The organism is Peribacillus sp. SIMBA_075, from assembly GCF_046534585.1.
The window spans coordinates 14,141-33,912 of the sequence record NZ_JAWRYN010000039.1 but is presented as its reverse complement, the minus strand read 5'-3'; the positions used below and the strand labels follow the sequence as shown (position 1 = coordinate 33,912).

General features: G+C 40.4%; 19 protein-coding genes and 4 tRNA genes. 22 read left to right on the top strand and 1 reads right to left on the bottom strand.

All coding sequences use genetic code 11. The annotated features are described in order from the left end of the window. Positions 1-22 precede the first annotated feature (22 nt). The 5 genes from rsmG (at position 23) to SB775_RS21425 (ending at position 4,609) form a co-directional block, all read left to right on the top strand. Complete coding sequence (rsmG, locus tag SB775_RS21445; protein ID WP_284469107.1) at positions 23-739, top strand: 16S rRNA (guanine(527)-N(7))-methyltransferase RsmG; 717 nt, start codon at positions 23-25, stop codon at positions 737-739. A gap of 359 nt (positions 740-1,098) precedes the next feature. Next, on the top strand, positions 1,099-1,959 hold the full coding sequence (gene noc, locus SB775_RS21440; protein WP_410863194.1) for a nucleoid occlusion protein: 861 nt from the start codon (positions 1,099-1,101) through the stop codon (positions 1,957-1,959). Between the two features lie 264 nt (positions 1,960-2,223). Next, complete coding sequence (locus SB775_RS21435; RefSeq protein WP_034316249.1) at positions 2,224-2,985, top strand: ParA family protein; 762 nt, start codon at positions 2,224-2,226, stop codon at positions 2,983-2,985. Continuing rightward, a complete protein-coding gene (locus SB775_RS21430; protein WP_061465916.1) occupies positions 2,978-3,835 on the top strand; it encodes a ParB/RepB/Spo0J family partition protein in 858 nt (285 codons plus the stop codon). The genes SB775_RS21435 and SB775_RS21430 overlap by 8 nt, the downstream gene beginning before the upstream one ends. 72 nt (positions 3,836-3,907) lie before the next feature. Then, positions 3,908-4,609, top strand: a complete 702-nt coding sequence (locus SB775_RS21425) for a DUF554 domain-containing protein (protein WP_089363697.1) — start codon at positions 3,908-3,910, stop codon at positions 4,607-4,609. 255 nt (positions 4,610-4,864) lie between these two features. Here the strand turns inward: SB775_RS21425 and yyaC are convergent, their stop codons facing one another. Next, positions 4,865-5,500 carry a spore protease YyaC gene (gene yyaC / locus SB775_RS21420; protein ID WP_410863192.1) on the bottom strand — a complete coding sequence of 212 codons (636 nt, stop codon included), beginning with the start codon at positions 5,498-5,500 and terminating at the stop codon, positions 4,865-4,867. A gap of 390 nt (positions 5,501-5,890) precedes the next feature. On the opposite strand from yyaC, the gene SB775_RS21415 reads away from it, so the two are divergent. The 17 genes from SB775_RS21415 to yycF all read left to right on the top strand — a co-directional run bounded on the left by SB775_RS21415 (position 5,891) and on the right by yycF (position 19,770). Further along, a complete protein-coding gene (locus tag SB775_RS21415; RefSeq protein WP_061465913.1) occupies positions 5,891-6,727 on the top strand; it encodes a mechanosensitive ion channel family protein in 837 nt (278 codons plus the stop codon). 20 nt (positions 6,728-6,747) lie between these two features. Beyond that, entirely contained in the window at positions 6,748-6,945 is a 198-nt protein-coding gene (locus SB775_RS21410; RefSeq protein WP_061465912.1) for a DUF951 domain-containing protein, read from the top strand. A 166-nt stretch (positions 6,946-7,111) separates the two neighbouring features. Next, positions 7,112-8,212, top strand: a complete 1,101-nt coding sequence (gene ychF, locus SB775_RS21405) for a redox-regulated ATPase YchF (protein WP_410863190.1) — start codon at positions 7,112-7,114, stop codon at positions 8,210-8,212. A 194-nt stretch (positions 8,213-8,406) separates the two neighbouring features. Continuing rightward, positions 8,407-8,691 (top strand): 30S ribosomal protein S6, encoded by a 285-nt coding sequence (gene rpsF, locus SB775_RS21400; RefSeq protein WP_034316153.1) that lies wholly within the window; start codon positions 8,407-8,409, stop codon positions 8,689-8,691. 70 nt (positions 8,692-8,761) lie between these two features. After that, positions 8,762-9,292, top strand: coding sequence for a single-stranded DNA-binding protein (gene ssb, locus SB775_RS21395; RefSeq protein ID WP_061465910.1), 531 nt, complete (start codon positions 8,762-8,764; stop codon positions 9,290-9,292). Positions 9,293-9,339: 47 nt separating this feature from the next. Beyond that, positions 9,340-9,579: a 30S ribosomal protein S18 gene (rpsR, locus tag SB775_RS21390; protein ID WP_053348323.1), complete on the top strand. Its 240-nt coding sequence runs from the start codon at positions 9,340-9,342 to the stop codon at positions 9,577-9,579. 236 nt (positions 9,580-9,815) lie between these two features. Next, positions 9,816-10,763 carry a YybS family protein gene (locus tag SB775_RS21385; protein ID WP_410863188.1) on the top strand — a complete coding sequence of 316 codons (948 nt, stop codon included), beginning with the start codon at positions 9,816-9,818 and terminating at the stop codon, positions 10,761-10,763. 38 nt (positions 10,764-10,801) lie between these two features. Further along, on the top strand, positions 10,802-12,772 hold the full coding sequence (locus tag SB775_RS21380) for a DHH family phosphoesterase (RefSeq protein WP_089363701.1): 1,971 nt from the start codon (positions 10,802-10,804) through the stop codon (positions 12,770-12,772). Continuing rightward, positions 12,769-13,218: a 50S ribosomal protein L9 gene (gene rplI / locus SB775_RS21375; protein WP_061465907.1), complete on the top strand. Its 450-nt coding sequence runs from the start codon at positions 12,769-12,771 to the stop codon at positions 13,216-13,218. Before SB775_RS21380 ends, rplI begins: the two co-directional genes overlap by 4 nt. A 141-nt stretch (positions 13,219-13,359) precedes the next feature. Beyond that, entirely contained in the window at positions 13,360-14,724 is a 1,365-nt protein-coding gene (dnaB, locus tag SB775_RS21370) for a replicative DNA helicase (RefSeq protein ID WP_061465906.1), read from the top strand. A 288-nt stretch (positions 14,725-15,012) separates the two neighbouring features. Continuing rightward, entirely contained in the window at positions 15,013-16,305 is a 1,293-nt protein-coding gene (locus SB775_RS21365; protein ID WP_061465905.1) for an adenylosuccinate synthase, read from the top strand. Positions 16,306-16,595: 290 nt separating this feature from the next. Beyond that, positions 16,596-16,671 (top strand) — tRNA-Lys (locus SB775_RS21360). A gap of 8 nt (positions 16,672-16,679) precedes the next feature. Continuing rightward, a tRNA-Glu gene (locus tag SB775_RS21355) sits at positions 16,680-16,751 on the top strand. A 22-nt stretch (positions 16,752-16,773) separates the two neighbouring features. Beyond that, positions 16,774-16,849, top strand: a tRNA-Asp gene (locus SB775_RS21350). 31 nt (positions 16,850-16,880) lie between these two features. Continuing rightward, positions 16,881-16,953 (top strand) — tRNA-Phe (locus SB775_RS21345). Between the two features lie 411 nt (positions 16,954-17,364). Continuing rightward, positions 17,365-18,783, top strand: a complete 1,419-nt coding sequence (locus tag SB775_RS21340) for a peptidoglycan DD-metalloendopeptidase family protein (RefSeq protein WP_410863186.1) — start codon at positions 17,365-17,367, stop codon at positions 18,781-18,783. A gap of 279 nt (positions 18,784-19,062) precedes the next feature. Further along, positions 19,063-19,770, top strand: a complete 708-nt coding sequence (gene yycF / locus SB775_RS21335) for a response regulator YycF (RefSeq protein ID WP_034316131.1) — start codon at positions 19,063-19,065, stop codon at positions 19,768-19,770. Positions 19,771-19,772 lie beyond the last annotated feature (2 nt).

Sequence of the window (19,772 nt, the reverse complement as noted above, 5' to 3'; positions counted from 1 at the left end):
CCCAAAAAGGATTGAAGAAAACATGAATATTGAACAGTTCCAACAAGCACTGCAGGAGAAAGGGATTGAGCTTTCTCCTCACCAGCTTGATCAGTTTGACACTTATTATCGATTATTGGTTGAATGGAACGAAAAGATGAACTTAACAGCCATCACTAATAAAGAAGAAGTTTATCTAAAGCATTTTTATGATTCAATCAGTGCAGCCTTCTATTTCGACTTTAACAAATCTTATCAAATTTGCGATGTCGGGGCTGGAGCTGGATTTCCGAGTATTCCATTGAAGATTTGTTTCCCTGATATCCACGTATCGATTGTGGATTCTTTGAATAAGCGAATCTCTTTTTTGAATCACCTTGCTGAGTCTTTGCAATTAAAGGGAGTTTCCTTCTATCATGACCGGGCGGAAACCTTCGCTCAAAAACCAGAGCATCGCGAATCCTATGATATTGTAATGGCAAGAGCGGTAGCCAGGATGTCCGTTTTAAGTGAGCTATGTTTGCCGCTTGTTAAACCAGATGGGACGTTCATTGCCATGAAAGCCGCTAGTGCACAAGATGAAATGGATACAGGGAAGAAGGCCATTTTTACATTAGGCGGAGAAATCGAAGAAATTCATCCTTTCACATTGCCAGAGGAAAATAGTGAAAGAAACATCATTACTGTAAAAAAAGTGAAGAAGACTCCTAAAAAATACCCAAGAAAACCAGGGACACCGAATAAGCAGCCTATCGAATAACCCTTATACTGATGAGGCAGGTTTCATATTTACTATAAGCGTATGACCTTGTTATTGTTCATTTAATACTGTGCCAACATGAAGGTTTTTTTGATACAATATCAAACGTGTTCCTTCTTTTCCAGCAGGGCTATAAGCCGGCGATTTTTCTTTTTGATTTCAGGGAAATAATCTTGGGCAAGCCGGCCGATATTTATAAAAACTGGCCGTTCATTCTTCTTTTTTGCCTTGATGACGCCAGTCGACATGTTTTTTACAGTGAAGACCCATATGTATAACCATGTCGGGAAATGTATGCAGGACTTGTCCTTTAAATAGAGAATATGTTATTTGGGAGTTTTAAAAGGTGGTGTAGGAAGATGAAGCATCCTTTTTCGCGGTTCTTTGGGTTTGGCGAAAAAGAAGAACAGCAACTAGAGATGGAGACACCTAGCAATAATAATGAAGAAATAAGAAAAATTTCCATTTCTGATATTGTGCCAAATCGATTTCAACCAAGGACCGTTTTTAATGACGATAAAATTGCTGAATTGGCTCAAACGATTCATACACATGGGATCATTCAGCCAATTGTAGTAAGGGCATATGGACAGGGAAAGTATGAAATCATTGCAGGTGAGCGTCGTTTTCGAGCCATGCAAAAGCTTGGCTGGGTATTGGCACCTGCAATAATCAAAGATTTCACCGATACAGAAACGGCTTCCGTTGCGCTGATAGAAAACCTTCAGCGAGAAGAACTGACACCGATTGAAGAAGCTTTGGCTTACGGCAAACTATTGGAGCTGCATAGTCTAACCCAAGAAGCTCTGGCACAAAGACTGGGAATAGGACAATCTACCGTGGCAAATAAGCTTCGGTTGCTTAAGCTGCCCCAGGAAGTTCAAGATGCTCTTCTTCAAAAGCAAATTACGGAACGCCATGCCCGCTCGTTGATACCGTTAAAGAGTCCTGAAAAGCAGGTCAAACTGCTTTTGGAAATCATCGAAAAAGGGTTAAACGTCAAGCAGACCGAAGAGATGGTCGTCAAGCTCTTGACGGGTACTGTGCAGAAGCCGAAACCTAAGCGAAAAGCGTTTAGTAAAGACATGAGGATTGCCGTGAATACTATACGCCAATCACTCAGTATGGTTACAGACAATGGAATAAATCTGGATGCAGAGGAAGAAGAGTTCGAGGAGTATTATCAGTTCACGATTAAAATACCTAAGAAAAAAACTTGATTCCCTATCCTTAACCCTGCTTGGTAGTCTACGATTACCAAGCTTTTTTTATTTTGTTGCCAAAAACTCGCATTTTACACCCTAAAAATGATTCAATTTTTCTCGGTTTTTTCATGCTGTTTAGATAAATTTCAAATTTTATGAGGAATTTCAGAAAACGATTTCTTCCAGTAACATTCATGATAAAATAGAAAGAAATAAATGGATTTACGGTAAAAGTTAATAGATATAGCGTGATGAAGATAGTTGAAAGCAGGTGAATTCGTGGGTAAGATTCTCGCCATTGCCAATCAAAAAGGCGGTGTTGGAAAAACGACAACTTCTGTCAGTCTAAGTGCCTGTCTTGCATACATAGGACAGAAAGTCTTAATGGTCGATATCGATCCGCAGGGAAATGCGACAAGCGGTGCAGGTATTGATAAAGCGGATGTGGAACAATGTATTTATGATGTATTGGTTGATGATGTCGAAGCCAGTACCGTCATCATGGAAACAAAGGTAGAAAACTTATATGCTATACCTGCGACAATTCAACTTGCAGGTGCTGAAATTGAACTTGTTCCAACCATCTCAAGGGAAGTCCGATTAAAAAGGGCATTAGAAGAGGTGCAAAGTCAATATGATTACATCGTGATTGACTGTCCTCCATCATTGGGCTTGCTTACGCTTAATGCATTAACGGCAGCAGATGCAGTTTTGATTCCTGTACAATGTGAATATTATGCATTGGAGGGCCTGAGTCAACTCTTGAATACGGTCCGTCTCGTCCAAAAGCATTTGAACCATGATTTGAAAATCGAGGGTGTGCTATTGACGATGTTGGATGCCAGGACAAATTTAGGTCTCCAGGTTATAGAAGAGGTCAAAAAATACTTTCAGGATAAAGTCTATCAAACCATCATCCCTCGCAATGTCCGTTTGAGTGAAGCACCGAGCCATGGAGAACCAATAATTATATATGATCCAAAGTCACGAGGAGCGGAGGTTTATCTAGAACTGGCAAAGGAAGTGGTATCAAATGGCTAAAGGACTTGGCAAAGGACTTAACGCACTTTTCACTGGGGATATAAGTAAAGATGAAATCGTGCGCGAAATCAAATTAAGGGAATTAAGGCCAAATCCTTATCAGCCCCGAAAGAGCTTCCGACTTGAAGCTATAGAAGAATTAAAGCAATCTATCATGGAACATGGGATATTACAGCCGATTATTGCCCGGAAAAGTATTAAGGGCTATGAAATCGTTGCTGGGGAGAGGCGTTATCGTGCTGCCAAGGAAGCTGGTTTAAAGACAGTTCCGGTTGTTGTGAGGGAATTGAATGAACAGCAGATGATGGAACTGGCGATTTTGGAAAACCTGCAACGGGAAGATTTAAATCCAATTGAGGAAGCTGCCGCTTATCAGACACTTCTTGAAAAATTGAATTTCACCCAGGAACAGCTGGCCAATAGGTTGGGTAAAAGCCGACCCCATATCGCGAACTATGTAAGATTGCTATCTTTGCCTGAAGGGATTAGGAGTTATATCTCCGAAGGGGAAATTTCCATGGGGCATGGCCGAGCATTACTGGGTTTAAAGAAAAAAGAGATGCTTAAGCCAGTAGTGGATAAAATCCTCAAAGAAGGAATGAATGTCAGACAGCTGGAGCAATATATACATCAATTGAATGATACCGTTTCACGTGAAACCAAACCTAAGAAACAAGATAAAAAAGATATATTCATAAAGCAACGCGAGTCAAGTCTGCGTGAAAGACTGGGAACGAGTGTAACGATAAAACAAAGCAAGAAAAAAGGGAAAATAGAAATCGAATTCTTTTCAAAAGAAGATCTGGAGAGAATTTTGGACTTGATCGATCAAGAGAACATTTCCTCTTAGATCGCCTTTATGAAAAAAAAGTGGCAACAGAGGTTTAATCTATTTTTTACTGTGGAAAATTAGGTGAATGAGATGGTATTATTAGGGGCTTTGGTGAATGGTGCCTGCATTTTAATTGGTTCGATTTTGGGAAGGTTTTTGCAACATATACCTGAAAAGATAAAAGAAACGGTGATGAGTGGAATTGGTTTAGCCGTCATGGTCTTAGGCTTGCAGATGGGGCTTAAAAGTGATCAATTCCTTATTGTCATTTTAAGTATTGTTGGAGGGGCTGTCCTTGGGGAATGGATGAATCTTGAGGGTAGGCTTAATTCTTTAGGCAATTGGATTGAACGCAGGATGAAAGCGAAAGAAGGAATTTCGATATCCCAGGGGTTTGTAACGGCTACGCTCATATTTGGCATTGGGGCGATGGCCATTATCGGTGCCATGGATAGCGGTATCCGGAATGATCATGACGTTTTGATAACAAAAGCGATCATCGATGGATTTACAGCACTGGTCCTCGCCAGTACGCTTGGCATAGGAGTACTTTTTTCGGCATTTCCGGTCATTCTTTATGAGGGCTTGATAGCAATTTTTTCAAGACAGATTAATACGCTGATCCCAACTGCTTTAATGGATTCCTTCATACTGGAAATGACGGCAACTGGGGGAGTCATGATATTAGCAATTGGTTTGAATATTATCGGTGTCACCAAAATAAGGGTGGCTAATCTGCTTCCTGGCATAATGATCACTGCCATTTTAGTTACAATCATGTATTATTTTTAAATAAAGGCTCTTTTCGTAAAGATTGTTGTTTTTAAAACGAAACTATTTAAGGTTGATTGGAGCGGGACAGGTGAGACCCCACAGGCGTTTCCGCCGATGAGGCTCACCGCCCGCCCCAAGGAAAGCGAGCATCTGGAGGGGAAATCAACCACAACTCACTACCTGGTAAATAGCAACAAAGTATGTGAAAACAGCCTAAATAAAAGAAGGAAGGGGATAATCCCTTCCTTCATTTTTTTTGATCAGCAAAACCGATCAAAGGGTTTTTTCTTGCTTGAATGACAATGTGAAAGGAGTGATGGAAGGTTTTACTGGATAATGATTTTGTGCTTCATAAATCCCCTCGGCGATGGTTTTGGCCATTTTTAGCACAAGATTAAGACGAGTGTTTTGCAAGACCATGAACTCCATGAAGCCACTTACATTCACGATTCCTGTTATATGGGCATTTCCAACGGAAGGAAGATCTTTATTGACCCCAGCACCTGGTTTCACCGGTCCTTGACCGATTTGGACAATACCAACGCTTTTCATCTTCCCTAAGCAAGCATCGATTCCGACTATAAATGGATTGGTATGAATCTTTTTTATTTGATTTAATTTTTCCGATAAATTCATCGCATGTATAGGGTCATCTAAAGTACCGTAAACATGGAACGATGAAGAACTGTTTTCAGCTTTTTCACTTAGCAGAGTGCCGACAAGTGGTCCGAGGGAATCGCCTGTAGAACGGTCTGTGCCTATACAGACGATGACGATTGTTTGAAGCTTTCCAGTTGGTAGAAGGTTGATTAATTCCTGGGAAATTTGTTTGGATGCATCCGTATCTTCATGCAGGATGCGGCTCAATCTATTTTTATTATTATTAAATAGACTAGAATTCAGATTCATCGGCTCAACTCCTTTACTTTATTTGGTATTACAGTATACGGATAAAAAGGAAAAAATATACGGTATTTAACGTAACGGATGAGGGAAATTTTTGTAGAACTTGCAAACAGGTGAAGGGGAAATGGATTGACTTTTCTTCCTCTACCAATTGCTTTCATTTATACATTCTAGTAAAAAAATACTGGATTAACTCGGAAAAAACTTCTATTTCTTTTACCTATATACCCATATTTTTTTTGTACAGAAACCCTTATTTATTGATAAAATAGAGAAAACTTCTCCTATTCGGGTTATCTCACAGCATGAGGGGTAGAGGAATAAGTCGGTATGGTAAAGTCATAGAGAAAATATAAAAGTTTTGCAGAATTTTGGATTAGCCAGGAGGAAAAGATGGAACGCATTTATGATAACGTTACAAAAGAGGTAATGGATGAAAAATTATGGTTACTATTAGGGGAAGGAATCATTAAAATCTTCCTTGTTCTCCTGTTATCACGTATTATTATTAGAATAGGAAAGACGGTCATAAGTAAATTTTTCGCGGTTCGCTTAAGAAGTCCTATTCGCGTTTCAGAGCGCAGAGAAACGACACTCATTAAGTTGCTGGAAAATATAGTCACTTATGTTATTAATTTTATTGCCTTGGTAATGATTCTTGAAATTTTCGGATTTGATGTAAAGGCTTTGCTGGCTGGAGCTGGGATTCTTGGTTTGGCAGTTGGTTTCGGTGCCCAAAGTTTGGTAAAAGATATCATCACAGGATTCTTTGTGATTTTTGAAGATCACTTCTCGGTTGGGGACTATATTAAAATTAATACATTTGAGGGTGAAGTTCTCGAAATTGGGCTTCGTACAACAAAGATTAAAAGTAGCTCAGGAGAATTGCACCTCATACCTAATGGTAGTATTGTTCAAGTTACAAATTATTCTATATTAAATAGTAAGGCTGTTGTGGATGTAGCTATACCTAATGATGGATCAGTAGAACTTGCTGAGAGGGTACTCATTCAAACCTTGAATAATATGGAAGGCAAATATGACTTCTTAGTCAAAGCACCTGAATTTTTAGGAATTGAAGCGATAAGTCCTGATGAAGTTGTCTTTCGGGTCACTGCTGAAACAAAACCGATGCATCATGTCGAAATGAGTAGAATATTAAGAAAAGAAATAAGTGCTGCGCTTGATTTAAGTGGGATTAAATCTACGTACAATGGCAGCGAGTCATAGGAATTAGGGGGCTCATGGTTATGGAAGAAAAAGAGTTTGCGCTTAAGGATATTGTGGAAATGAAAAAACCACATCCCTGTGGAGTAAATAAGTGGAAAATCATTCGACTTGGTATGGATATCCGGATAAAATGTGAAGGCTGCGGTCATAGCGTAATGCTGCCTCGACGTGAATTCGCGAAGAAAATGAAAAAAGTTCTACAAAAGCATGAGGAGTGATCATGCTTTTTTTTTGAGTGAAGGCAGTCCTGAGTTTCTCATGATTTACTTGTCTTTTTAGGAAGCGAAATCTATAATTGGGAAAGGTTTAGGTAATTGGATGGTTTTTATAGAAAATCAGACTTTTTCCCATATGTACGAATTATCTTGAAGGAGTGAAATATAAATGGCTTTAACAGCTGGTATAGTAGGTTTGCCTAACGTAGGTAAATCCACTTTATTTAATGCAATTACTCAGGCAGGTGCGGAATCTGCCAACTATCCTTTCTGTACGATTGACCCAAATGTAGGGATTGTTGAAGTGCCAGATCACCGTCTGCAAAAATTGACAGAATTGGTCAAACCAAAAAAAACGGTTCCGACAGCATTTGAATTCACGGATATCGCCGGAATTGTAAAAGGGGCCAGTAAAGGAGAAGGTCTTGGTAATAAATTCCTTTCCCATATCCGTCAAGTGGATGCAATTTGTCAGGTTGTCCGTTGTTTCGCAGACGATAACATTACTCATGTTTCTGGAAAAGTAAATCCAATCGATGATATCGAAGTCATCAACCTTGAATTGATCCTGGCCGATTTGGAATCCGTTGACAAACGCATCGACCGTGTCGGAAAAATGGCCAAGCAAAAAGATAAAGGCGCAGTGGCTGAACATGAAATTCTTGTGGCTTTAAAGGAAGCATTGGAGAATGAAAGGCCCGCCCGTTCAGTTGAATTTACCGAGGAACAGCAAAAAATGGTGAAGGGCATGCACTTGCTTACGGCGAAGCCGACTCTTTATGTGGCGAATGTGAGCGAGGATGAAGTGGCTAATGCTGACGATAATGAATATGTTCAGCAAGTTCGTGAATATGCTGCGAGGGAAAATGCAGAAGTAATCGTAATTTGTGCCAAAATCGAAGAAGAAATTGCAGAGCTTGAAGGTGAAGAAAAGGAAATGTTCCTATCTGAACTTGGCATTGAAGAGTCGGGTCTTGACCAGTTGATCCGTGCTTCATATAATCTTCTCGGATTGGCAACATACTTTACAGCTGGTGTACAGGAAGTGCGTGCATGGACATTCCGTAAAGGTATGAAAGCCCCTCAATGTGCAGGTGTCATTCATACGGACTTCGAACGTGGCTTCATCCGTGCCGAAATCGTTTCTTATACCGATTTGCTTGAAGCGGGTAGTCATAGTGCTGCAAAAGAAGCAGGAAAAGTTCGATTAGAAGGAAAAGAATACATCGTTAACGATGGCGATGTAATCCATTTCCGTTTCAACGTTTAAGTTAAAAAGACCCTACATTTTCCCAATGCAGGGTCTTTTTTGAGCCTTTAATCATTAGATTTCAATTAATTGTAATAAGTCGAACCGTTCGTTGCAAAGCCACTTTAACTATGCTATAATTTTATCTTGTGAGTAATTATAAATAATTGCTCCTTGCCCAATTGGGCCGCTTAGACCAAAAGGAGGTGACAGTGATGAGAAAATACGAAATTATGTATATCATCCGTCCAAACATTGAGGAAGAAGCTAAAAAAGCTTTAGTTGAACGTTTCAACACAATCCTTTCTGATAATGGTGCGGAAGTAGAAGCAAAAGAATGGGGTAAACGCCGTCTTGCATACGAAATCAATGATTTCCGTGATGGTTACTACATGCTTCTTAAAGTTAACGCTGAAAGTGCTGCGATTCAAGAATTCGATCGTCTTGCTAAAATCAGTGAAGACATTATTCGCCACATGGCTACTAGAGAAGAAGTCTAATCCAATATTTTAATATAAATTCTAATCTTGTTTCACGTGAAACAAGTTTGAAACCTAGGGGTTGATTCTGATGATGAATCGCGTAGTTTTGGTAGGACGCTTAACTAAAGATCCTGAATTGCGATATACACCTAATGGAGTTCCCGTAGCTACCTTTACTTTAGCTGTGAATCGTGGTTTTACGAATCAGCAAGGTGAACGTGAAGCGGATTTCATTAACTGTGTAGTTTGGCGTAAACCGGCAGAAAATGTAGCTAACTTCTTGAAAAAGGGCAGTTTAGCTGGCGTGGATGGACGTGTCCAAACACGTAATTATGAAGGACAAGACGGCAAACGCGTATATGTGACGGAGATTCTGGCTGAGAGCGTTCAATTCCTTGAACCACGAAGCAGTTCAGCGGGTGAAAGAAATGAAGGCGGTTCTTACGGTGGAGGTCAAAAAAGTTATGGTAACAATAATAACGGAAATGACAACAATTCGTATGGACAAAATCCTAATCAGAATCAACGGAGCAATAACAACTACACTCGTGTAGATGATGATCCATTTGCAAATGACGGTAAAACAATCGACATTTCAGATGACGATCTTCCGTTTTAAACAGCCGTTTAAAATGAAAATTTAAAAAGCAGGGAGGGAAATTTATTATGGCAATGGGTGGACGTAAAGGACGCGGTAAGCGTAAAAAGGTTTGTTATTTCACATCTAACGGAATCACTAAAATTGATTACAAAGATACAGATCTTCTTAAAAAATTCGTCTCAGAACGCGGTAAAATTTTACCACGTCGTGTAACTGGCACAAGCGCTAAATATCAACGTAAATTAACGATTGCTATTAAACGCTCACGTACTATGGCATTACTTCCATATGTATCTGGTGAATAATAAATTGGCACATTGAGGAGTTTTCCTTAATGTGCCTTTTTTTATAAGTTAGGATCTTATGCTGAAAAACCGCTGAATTGCGGTTTTTTTATTTTTAAAAGGAATTTAAAAAGGTGTTTTCCTTACAAAAAATAATCATATCCTAAAAAAGAATGTGATGTTTGAAATATCCTGGCCGTAACGGATACAATATGAAGATAAGACATTAATTTTAATAATAACGGGGGGGTGAAAAAATGAATAACGGGAGACGAATTGCGGAGGGTGGAGCCCTTTTGGCACTATATTGCATTTTACTGTTCATCACAATTCAAGTCCCGCTAGTGGGTATCTTCACTACTTTCTTTTTACCCATTCCATTCATACTGGTCACAATCAAACAAAAGTTATCGTGGAGTTTCGGTTATTTATTCATTGCTTCACTATTGTCGATCCTCATCGGGACGATATTGTCTGTCCCGCTTACCTTACTTATGGGGGCAACGGGAATTGCGATCGGCTATTTTTTGAAAAAGGACAAACCGATGGCACCTATGTTCATAAGTGCAGTCCTTGTCTTCCTGGGAGGAATTTTATTAATATATGCAGCTTCAGTGTTAATAACGGATGTTAATTACATAGAAGAATCGATGAATATGGCTGAAGGATCTATAAAAAAAACAATCGACATCATGGATTCTTTAGGACAGGCACCGACGGAACAAGTCAAAAAGCAGATGTATGAATCAATCGACATGATAAATACGCTGATGCCAAGTTTGTTCGTGTTGATATCAGTCAGCATGGTTTTATTGATTTTCTTCGCTGCACATCCCATTGTGAAGAGGTTCAGCGATAAGACGCTAAAATGGCCTCATTTTCGAGATCTTCGACTCCCGAAAAGCCTTTTATGGTATTATTTAATTACGATGCTTCTTGCTCTTTTTGTGAATACGGACAAGAATAGTTTTGTATATATGGCCATATCGAACCTATTTTTCATCCTGCAGTTCTTCATTTTATTACAAGGATATTCCCTGATATTTTATATCGCTCATGTGAAGTCATGGGCTAAAGCCATACCTGTTTTAATCGTGGTTTTTTCTTTGCTGCTGCCGATTCCGATTATTACAACGGCCGTACGATTTTTAGGTATAATAGATTTAGGATTTCCTTTTAGGGAGACGATCAAGAAAAAGGAATAGACTTTTTTGTAAAACAGATGCTTTTAGGAGCTGAAACTATGCCATCTTATTTGAAAGAATACTCGATTAAGTCCCCAGTGTATGGGATGCTGGCCGCGGGCGTGTTACTTTTGGGCGTACTGGCTTATTATAATTGGGTTATTGCACTTGTTGGTTTATTGATTCTTGCTGGTTTATTTTATTTAACATTAAGAATGGTAGAAAAAAAGCAACGTAAGACAGAAGAGTATATAACGACTTTATCTTACCGTTTAAAAAAGGTCGGTGAGGAAGCGTTATTGGAAATGCCAATTGGGATCATGCTCTTTAATGAGGATTATTACATTGAATGGACCAATCCATTCCTGGCTTCGTGTTTTAGTGAAGACTCCTTGGCGGGAAGATCGCTATACGATGTTGCGGACTCGATCGTTCCGTTAATTAAGCAAGAGATCGAGACAGAGACAATTACGCTCCACGATCGGAAATTCAAAGTGGTCCATAAGCGAGAGGAAAGGCTTCTTTACTTTTTTGATGTGACGGAGCAAGTGGAAATCGAGAAACTATATGAAGATGAGCGAACGGCAATTGCGATCATTCTCCTTGATAACTATGATGATTTGACACAGGGTATGGATGATCAGCGTAAAAGCAGCATTAATAGCTTGGTTACCTCACTTCTTGATAGATGGGCAAGGGATAATGGCGTTTTCTTTAAACGGGTTTCCTCGGAGCGATTCATCGCTGTCTTTAATGAGCATATCCTTCAGCAACTTGAGAAGGGGAAATTCTCGATTTTGGATGAAATCAGGGAAACGACGGCCAAGCAAAATGTACCATTGACCTTGAGCATCGGGGTCGGCTCGGCAGTGTCATCCTTACCGGAACTGGGTACACTTGCACAGTCCAGCTTGGATCTCGCTTTAGGACGGGGCGGTGACCAGGTAGCCATCAAGCAAGCGAATGGAAAAGTGAAATTCTATGGGGGTAAAACCAATCCGATGGAAAAACGCACGAGGGTCCGTGCACGTGTGATTTCCCATGCATTAAAGGATATAGTCCTTGATAGTGATAAAGTCATTGTCATGGGCCATAAAAACCCGGATATGGACGCAATCGGTTCAGCCATCGGCATTTTGAAAGTTGCCCAAATGAATGAACGTGAAGGCTATATTGTAATTAACACCCAGCAGCTTGATAGCAGTGTACTTCGTTTAATGGAGGAAATCAAAAATAAAGAAGAGCTTTATGCCCGGTTTATAACTCCTGATGATGCTCTTGAAATGATTACGGATGAGACATTGCTGGTTGTGGTCGATACACATAAACCTTCTATGGTAATTGAAGAGCGGTTATTGAATAGGATCGATAAGGTTGTAGTCATCGACCATCATCGTCGGGGTGAGGAGTTCATCAAAAACTCATTGCTCGTCTATATGGAGCCATATGCGTCTTCAACAGCAGAACTTGTGACCGAACTGCTTGAATATCAGCCGAAACGCAGTAAGATAGATATGCTGGAATCAACGGCGCTACTTGCAGGTATCATTGTCGATACGAAAAGCTTCACTTTAAGAACAGGTTCACGTACTTTCGATGCAGCCTCTTATCTAAGGGCACATGGAGCTGATACGGTACTTGTCCAGAAGTTCTTAAAAGAAGACGTTGACACCTATATTAAACGGTCGAAGCTCATTGAAGAAGTTATCTTTTATAAAAAGGGAATTGCAATTGCCTCGGCAAAAACCGATCAGGTCCACAATCAGGTGCTCATTGCTCAGGCTGCGGACACCCTATTGACCATGGATGGCGTTGTTGCTTCCTTTGTAATGGCTAAGCGATCTGATGATACAGTAGGCATAAGTGCGCGATCGCTTGGTGATATCAATGTACAGGTAATCATGGAAATGTTAAATGGAGGCGGACATTTAACAAATGCCGCTACTCAACAGGCATGCTCCATTGATGAAGCAGAAAGTCGATTAAAAACAGCTATAGATGAATATTTAGAAGGGGGACAAAAAGAATGAAAGTAATATTTCTGAAAGACGTAAAAGGTAAAGGGAAAAAAGGGGAAGTTAAAAATGTTGCAGATGGTTATGCACATAATTTCCTGCTAAAACAAGGATTGGCCGTTGAAGCAAATAATACAAATGTAAAAACATTGGAAGCCCAGAAAAATAAAGAAGAATCACTTGCAGCAGAAGAACTGCAGCATGCTGAAGAATTGAAAGTGCAGCTGGAGAAACTAACGGTTGAACTATCTGCCAAAGCCGGTGAGGGCGGGCGTTTATTCGGTTCCATCACGACTAAACAAATTGCATCGGAGCTTCAGAAAAAACACGGTATCAAGGTTGATAAACGTAAAATGGAGCTTGCTGAAGGCATCCGCACTTTAGGGCATACAAAGCTTCCAGTCAAGCTTCACCCTGAAGTCACTGCGACACTGACTGTGCATGTGAAAGAAATTAACTAATTTTAGCTGTTTCATATCTGTGAAAAATTGATAAAATAGAGATAGACGAAAAATGTGATTGGGCATGTTGTCCTTTCACTTTTTTTCTTTTTTACTAGAAACATATAAATGGTATCCTCTTAGAATGGGAGGTTTTAAGATATGATAGAACAATTTCAGGATAGGATTCCCCCTCAAAATATAGAAGCCGAACAGGCTGTGCTAGGAGCCATTTTTCTTGAGCCCTCTTCATTGACCGTTACATCGGAAGTTTTGATTCCGGAGGATTTTTACAGAAGCTCTCATCAAAAAATCTTTAATGTGATGCTTAATTTGAATGACGAAGGAAAAGCTGTCGATTTGATTACGGTGACAGAGGAATTGGCTGCGACAAAAAACCTTGAAGAGGTTGGCGGAGTTTCTTATTTAAGTGAATTGGCCGGATCGGTACCTACCGCGGCCAATATTGAATATTATGCTCGCATCGTCGAGGAGAAGTCATTGCTGCGTCGTTTGATCAGGACAGCGACCAACATCGCTCAGGAAGGCTACAGTCGCGAGGACGAGGTCGAGGAGCTGCTCGGGGAAGCAGAAAAAACGATCATGGAAGTGGCCCAGCGTAAGAATTCCGGGTCTTTTCAAAATATTAAGGATGTATTGGTTGCGACGTACGATAACATAGAAATTTTGACTACCCGTAAAGGGGATGTCACGGGAATACCGACAGGGTTTGCTGAACTGGATCGAATGACAGCAGGGTTCCAACGTAATGACCTCATCATAGTGGGTGCCCGCCCTTCGGTTGGTAAAACCGCTTTTGCATTGAATATCGCTCAAAACGTTGCGACCAAAACGGAGGAGAATGTAGCGATTTTCAGTCTTGAAATGGGTGCAGAGCAGCTCGTTATGCGTATGCTCTGTGCTGAAGGAAATATCAACGCTCAGAATTTACGGACAGGTTCCTTAACGGATGAGGATTGGCGTAAATTGACGATGGCGATGGGAAGCTTGTCGAATGCCGGCATTTATATCGATGATACTCCAGGTGTGAGGATTGGTGAAATTCGTTCGAAATGCCGTCGTTTGAAGCAGGAACATGGGCTTGGCATGATATTGATCGATTACCTGCAATTAATTCAAGGTGATGGTCGTTCAGGTGACAACCGTCAGCAAGAGGTATCCGAGATTTCACGTTCACTTAAAGCGCTCGCTCGTGAACTTAAAGTGCCCGTCATAGCCCTTTCCCAGCTATCGCGGGGAGTGGAGCAGCGCCAGGATAAGCGTCCGATGATGTCTGATATCAGGGAATCCGGGAGTATCGAGCAAGATGCCGATATCGTCGCATTCTTATACCGTGATGATTATTATGATAAAGAATCCGAGAATAAAAATATCATTGAAATCATTATAGCGAAACAGCGTAATGGTCCAGTAGGCACGGTTTCGCTTGCATTCGTGAAAGAATATAATAAATTCGTTAACCTCGAACGCCGTTTCGATGATGATTCGATGTCTCCCGGCGCATAGGGAACTGCCTGCCATTCATGCAATGGCGGGCTGTTTTTATTTTGGAAAAAGAAAGGGACTGGTGATAATAATAAAAGAAATCAAAGGGCAGAATAAGGATTGACAATCCAAAACCAATTTTGAAAACGGAAAGATTTTTTTCATATTTACGAACGAAGTATTTTTTGAAATGTGTAACGTTCGGATTTTGTATTGACTTCCACTTTGGATTATTGATAAAATAGGTTTGTTTGATAAGAACCGGTAAATAATCGGTATTACGTGAACCTTTGGAGGTGCTTTATTCAGATGTCATCAGTTGTAGTAGTCGGTACACAATGGGGAGACGAAGGTAAAGGTAAAATAACAGATTTTCTATCCCAGAATGCGGAAGCCATCGCTCGTTATCAAGGTGGGAATAATGCAGGGCATACAATAAAATTTAATGGCGTTACCTATAAACTGCATTTAATTCCGTCAGGGATTTTTTATAGTGATAAAATTTGTGTCATTGGAAATGGTATGGTGGTTGATCCAAAAGCTCTTGTAGAGGAGCTTGCTTATTTACATAGTCATGGAGTGAGTACGGATAATCTTCGTATCTCTAACCGTGCACATGTCATTCTTCCTTACCATATCAAATTGGATGAAGTCGAAGAAGACCGTAAAGGCGCTAATAAAATTGGAACGACAAAAAAAGGAATCGGCCCTGCTTATATGGACAAAGCTGCTCGTAACGGAATCCGTATGGCAGATCTTTTGGACCGTGAAATTTTTGAGGAAAAATTGGCTCAAAATCTTGTCGAAAAAAACCGTATGTTCGAACGCTTCTATGAAACGGAAGGTTTCAAAATCGAAGATATCATGGATGAATACTATGAGTACGGACAACAAGTGCAGAAATATGTTTGTGATACATCCGTTGTATTGAACGATGCACTTGATGAAGGAAAACGGGTATTATTCGAAGGGGCACAAGGTGTGATGCTTGATATCGATCAAGGAACATACCCATTCGTCACTTCATCTAATCCTGTTGCAGGTGGCGTTACGATCGGTTCTGGCGTAGGTCCTACAAAAATCAATCATGTGGTTGGAGTATGTAAAGCATATACAAGCCGTGTGGGCGATGGTCCTTTCCCTACAGAATTGCATGATGAAGTCGGCAACCAAATCCGTGAAGTTGGCCGTGAATATGGTACAACTACAGGCAGGCCGCGCCGTGTCGGCTGGTTTGATGCAGTTGTCGTTCGCCATGCACGCCGTGTCAGCGGGATTACCGATTTATCATTGAACTCGATTGACGTGTTATCAGGTCTTGATACGGTCAAAATTTGTGTAGCTTATGAATACAAAGGCGAAATCATTCATGAGGTTCCAGCAACATTAAAAGCGATTGGCGAATGTAAACCAGTTTATGAAGAGCTATCAGGCTGGTCAGAAGACATCACAGGATGCAAATCATTGGATGAGCTTCCAGAGAACGCTCGCCACTATGTAGAGCGCGTATCTCAATTGGTAGGCATTCCTTTGACTACTTTTTCTGTCGGTCCTGACCGCAACCAAACAAATATCGTGAGAAGCCCTTGGCGTCTAGCGTAATTGATGAAATGGAGCTGGCTTTTTAGCCGGCTCTTCTTCATTATTGGAATCAATCACTGCATTCTGATGTCACAATCGAGAGACCTGGGATATTGGAAGAATGGATTGAAACAGTAGGAAAAAGGAAAAAGATAAAAAAAAATAATTTTATTTCAAAAAAACTATTGCCTAAACTATGATAACCATGATATTATCAAAAGCGTCGTCACAATAGAACAAGCATTAACAGCATCAAGCGAGTAGCTGCATTGAGACGTGAAACATCCTGAAAAGTTACATTTCATTAGAACGAGCCATTAGCTCAGTTGGTAGAGCATCTGACTTTTAATCAGAGGGTCGAAGGTTCGAATCCTTCATGGCTCACCATTTTTTTCGGCCCATTGGTCAAGCGGTTAAGACACCGCCCTTTCACGGCGGTAACACGGGTTCGAATCCCGTATGGGTCACTTCTTTATATAATTCTTTACTGGTCCCGTGGTGTAGCGGTTAACATGCCTGCCTGTCACGCAGGAGATCGCGGGTTCGATTCCCGTCGGGACCGCCATTTTATTTTTTTGTTCTAAAATAGAATATTTGGCTCAGTAGCTCAGTCGGTAGAGCAAAGGACTGAAAATCCTTGTGTCGGCGGTTCGATTCCGTCCTGAGCCATCCTTTTTAAAAACGCCTTTCCTTTAGGGCGTTTTTTTTGTTTTACATCCAGATGTATTATAAATGAAATCTTGTTAATGAATTGTTAACGATTTGTAACATACCAATTTCACCCAAATTGGCATATAAACTGCTTTTATCCTTACGGGGCTTACGTCCACTCCTTATTTCGAAATGTATCGAATCTTCCTCATTAGCATATTTATTGGTACTTGTTGTCACCATTTATACAGTTCTATTACATTATCACGACTGTTTCTTGTTTTTTTTTTTATTATGGTAGAGTTATGAGTGAAAAATCATAATAGAAATCAGTCATATGCAAGTGGATATTTAAATTGGACTAATAAATCTCAAAATAAATTTGATTAGTTTCTTAATTGGTGACTGAGCCGTTAAGGAGGACAATATATGTTTAGCTCAAAAGGTAAGGGGATCATCCTGTTGATGGTTTCGGTCATTTTATTGCTTGCTGGAAATATGGTAACGGCCGCAGGGATATCGAAAACTGACACCATTCAGCATGTTTATCTTAATGATGAGTTCGTCGGAAGTGTGACGGATGAAACGGAAATAGAGGAGATCGTAGCCGATAAGGTAAAAGCAGCACAGAGAGATTATCCAGACTATACATTCGATAGGGAGTCGCAGCTGTCATATGTACCTGAAGAGGTATTTGATGAAGAAGTAAAAGAAGATCAGGCTGTAAAGCATATTCAAGAAAAGCTCAATGTGAAAGCAAAGGCGTATGAAATCGACATAGATAATCAGGCGGTCGCTTATGTTGCGTCAAGGGATGATGCTGAGGACGTTTTGGAAAAAATCAAGTTATTATATGTAAATGAAGAGGAATACGCTGAATATGAAACAGGTAAAAAAGGAAACGAAACGGGTGCAAAACCGTTAAAAGAACCAGGAAGTAGAATTCTGGACATCAAGTTTTCACTTCCCGTTACGTTTAAAGAATCAATGATCGATCCAGCTGAAATCAAGACCGTCGATGATACCATTTCCATGATAGAAGAAGGAAAGAAAGAAAAGACGCTTTATGAGGCTATGGAAGATGAGGATCTTGAAGCAATTGCCAATCAGCATGATATGGACCTGGATCAACTGTTAGAGCTAAATCCAGGACAGGATGAGGGCAAAGGGCTTAAAAAGGGCGAGCATCTCTATGTGACCCAGCTTACGCCCTATGTGAACGTAATGGTGGAAAGAGAAGTATTAAAGGAAGAGAGGATTCCTTTCGAAAAGAAAGTGAAGGAGGATGACGAACTTCCCAAGGGTGAACTCATTACTGAACAAATTGGCAATGAGGGGGTTCAGGCATTCACATATGCAGTATCTGAAACAAATGGTAAGAAAATCAGTGAAACGATCGTAAAAAAAGAAAACACGGAAAAAGCCAAAATGGAAGTCACTAGAAAAGGCACGAAGGTCGTTCCTTCACAGGGGAGCGGTACATATTCATGGCCTGCAGATGGGGGCTATATTTCCAGCAAGCAGGGGCAGCGCTGGGGGAAACTTCATAAAGGTATCGATATTGCCCGGCCAACCACCAGGACCATAACGGCAGCGGATCATGGGATAATCGAGACTGCTGGAAACTCCGGAGGGTATGGAAATAAGATAACGATCAATCATAATAACGGGTATAAGACAGTATATGCCCATTTGGATTCAATAAATGTAAAAGCTGGACAAAAGATTGAGAAGGGCATGAAAATTGGCATGATGGGTTCAACAGGGCACTCCACAGGTGTCCACCTCCATTTTGAAATATATAAAAACGGTTCTCTTGTAAATCCGCTAAACTATATAAGTCAGTAATCGATGGGAGTCTTCGAAAAATATTCGAGGACTTCTTCTGCTTCACAGATAGATGAGAATAATAGGAAAAAGGTGATTTAATGCCTATAAAATGATAAAGTAGAATAGATACAATTCGCTTTCATTCCGGTGTTCGGTCCCTTTTATTGGGTATATATATATAAATTTGTTGAACTGGGATGCTAGATTGGTGCAAGCAGAAGGAAAAGTGAATAAAGTCCCGGATAAGGACACGGTTTTTAATAGATTCAGTTTAGTTATTAAAAAGGAGATAAGCACATGGATAAGAAGATTCTGGTAGTGGATGATGAAAAGCCAATTGCCGATATATTACAATTCAATCTAAAAAAGGAAGGCTATGAAGTTTTTTGTGCTTATGATGGCAATGAAGCCCTCAAAATGGTAGAAGAACGGCAACCTGATTTGATTTTACTTGATATCATGCTACCGCAGCGCGATGGGATGGAAGTTTGCAGGGAAGTAAGGAAGAAGTATGAAACGCCAATCATCATGTTAACGGCTAAGGATTCAGAGATAGATAAAGTCTTAGGTTTAGAGCTTGGTGCGGATGACTATGTCACAAAGCCATTTAGTACCCGGGAAATAATTGCCCGCGTTAAGGCGAACTTAAGACGTCAGCAAGCGGTCCCGGTCCCAGATCAAGAAAATGAACCGAAGGAAATTACGATAGGAACGCTCACCATCCATCCGGATGCTTATGTGGTATCCAAACGGGGCGATACGATTGAATTAACTCATCGCGAATTTGAATTGCTTCATTACTTAGCGAAGCATATCGGTCAGGTCATGACAAGGGAGCACCTATTACAAACCGTGTGGGGCTATGATTATTTTGGTGATGTACGGACAGTCGATGTAACGGTCAGACGTCTTCGTGAGAAGATTGAAGACAATCCAAGCCATCCTGGTTGGATTGTAACTAGAAGAGGGGTCGGTTATTACCTGCGTAACCCTGAACAGGAGTAGTT

What these genes read in the sequence shown, in the direction of transcription:
- rsmG (WP_284469107.1), top strand. Translation starts at nt 23, where the DNA reads ATGAATATTGAACAGTTCCAACAAGCACTGCAGGAGAAAGGGATTGAG.
- noc (WP_410863194.1), top strand. Translation starts at nt 1,099, where the DNA reads ATGAAGCATCCTTTTTCGCGGTTCTTTGGGTTTGGCGAAAAAGAAGAA.
- SB775_RS21430 (WP_061465916.1), top strand. Translation starts at nt 2,978, where the DNA reads ATGGCTAAAGGACTTGGCAAAGGACTTAACGCACTTTTCACTGGGGAT.
- SB775_RS21425 (WP_089363697.1), top strand. Translation starts at nt 3,908, where the DNA reads ATGGTATTATTAGGGGCTTTGGTGAATGGTGCCTGCATTTTAATTGGT.
- yyaC (WP_410863192.1), bottom strand. Translation starts at nt 5,500, where the DNA reads ATGAATCTGAATTCTAGTCTATTTAATAATAATAAAAATAGATTGAGC.
- SB775_RS21415 (WP_061465913.1), top strand. Translation starts at nt 5,891, where the DNA reads ATGGAACGCATTTATGATAACGTTACAAAAGAGGTAATGGATGAAAAA.
- SB775_RS21410 (WP_061465912.1), top strand. Translation starts at nt 6,748, where the DNA reads ATGGAAGAAAAAGAGTTTGCGCTTAAGGATATTGTGGAAATGAAAAAA.
- ychF (WP_410863190.1), top strand. Translation starts at nt 7,112, where the DNA reads ATGGCTTTAACAGCTGGTATAGTAGGTTTGCCTAACGTAGGTAAATCC.
- rpsF (WP_034316153.1), top strand. Translation starts at nt 8,407, where the DNA reads ATGAGAAAATACGAAATTATGTATATCATCCGTCCAAACATTGAGGAA.
- ssb (WP_061465910.1), top strand. Translation starts at nt 8,762, where the DNA reads ATGATGAATCGCGTAGTTTTGGTAGGACGCTTAACTAAAGATCCTGAA.
- rpsR (WP_053348323.1), top strand. Translation starts at nt 9,340, where the DNA reads ATGGCAATGGGTGGACGTAAAGGACGCGGTAAGCGTAAAAAGGTTTGT.
- SB775_RS21385 (WP_410863188.1), top strand. Translation starts at nt 9,816, where the DNA reads ATGAATAACGGGAGACGAATTGCGGAGGGTGGAGCCCTTTTGGCACTA.
- SB775_RS21380 (WP_089363701.1), top strand. Translation starts at nt 10,802, where the DNA reads ATGCCATCTTATTTGAAAGAATACTCGATTAAGTCCCCAGTGTATGGG.
- rplI (WP_061465907.1), top strand. Translation starts at nt 12,769, where the DNA reads ATGAAAGTAATATTTCTGAAAGACGTAAAAGGTAAAGGGAAAAAAGGG.
- dnaB (WP_061465906.1), top strand. Translation starts at nt 13,360, where the DNA reads ATGATAGAACAATTTCAGGATAGGATTCCCCCTCAAAATATAGAAGCC.
- SB775_RS21365 (WP_061465905.1), top strand. Translation starts at nt 15,013, where the DNA reads ATGTCATCAGTTGTAGTAGTCGGTACACAATGGGGAGACGAAGGTAAA.
- SB775_RS21340 (WP_410863186.1), top strand. Translation starts at nt 17,365, where the DNA reads ATGTTTAGCTCAAAAGGTAAGGGGATCATCCTGTTGATGGTTTCGGTC.
- yycF (WP_034316131.1), top strand. Translation starts at nt 19,063, where the DNA reads ATGGATAAGAAGATTCTGGTAGTGGATGATGAAAAGCCAATTGCCGAT.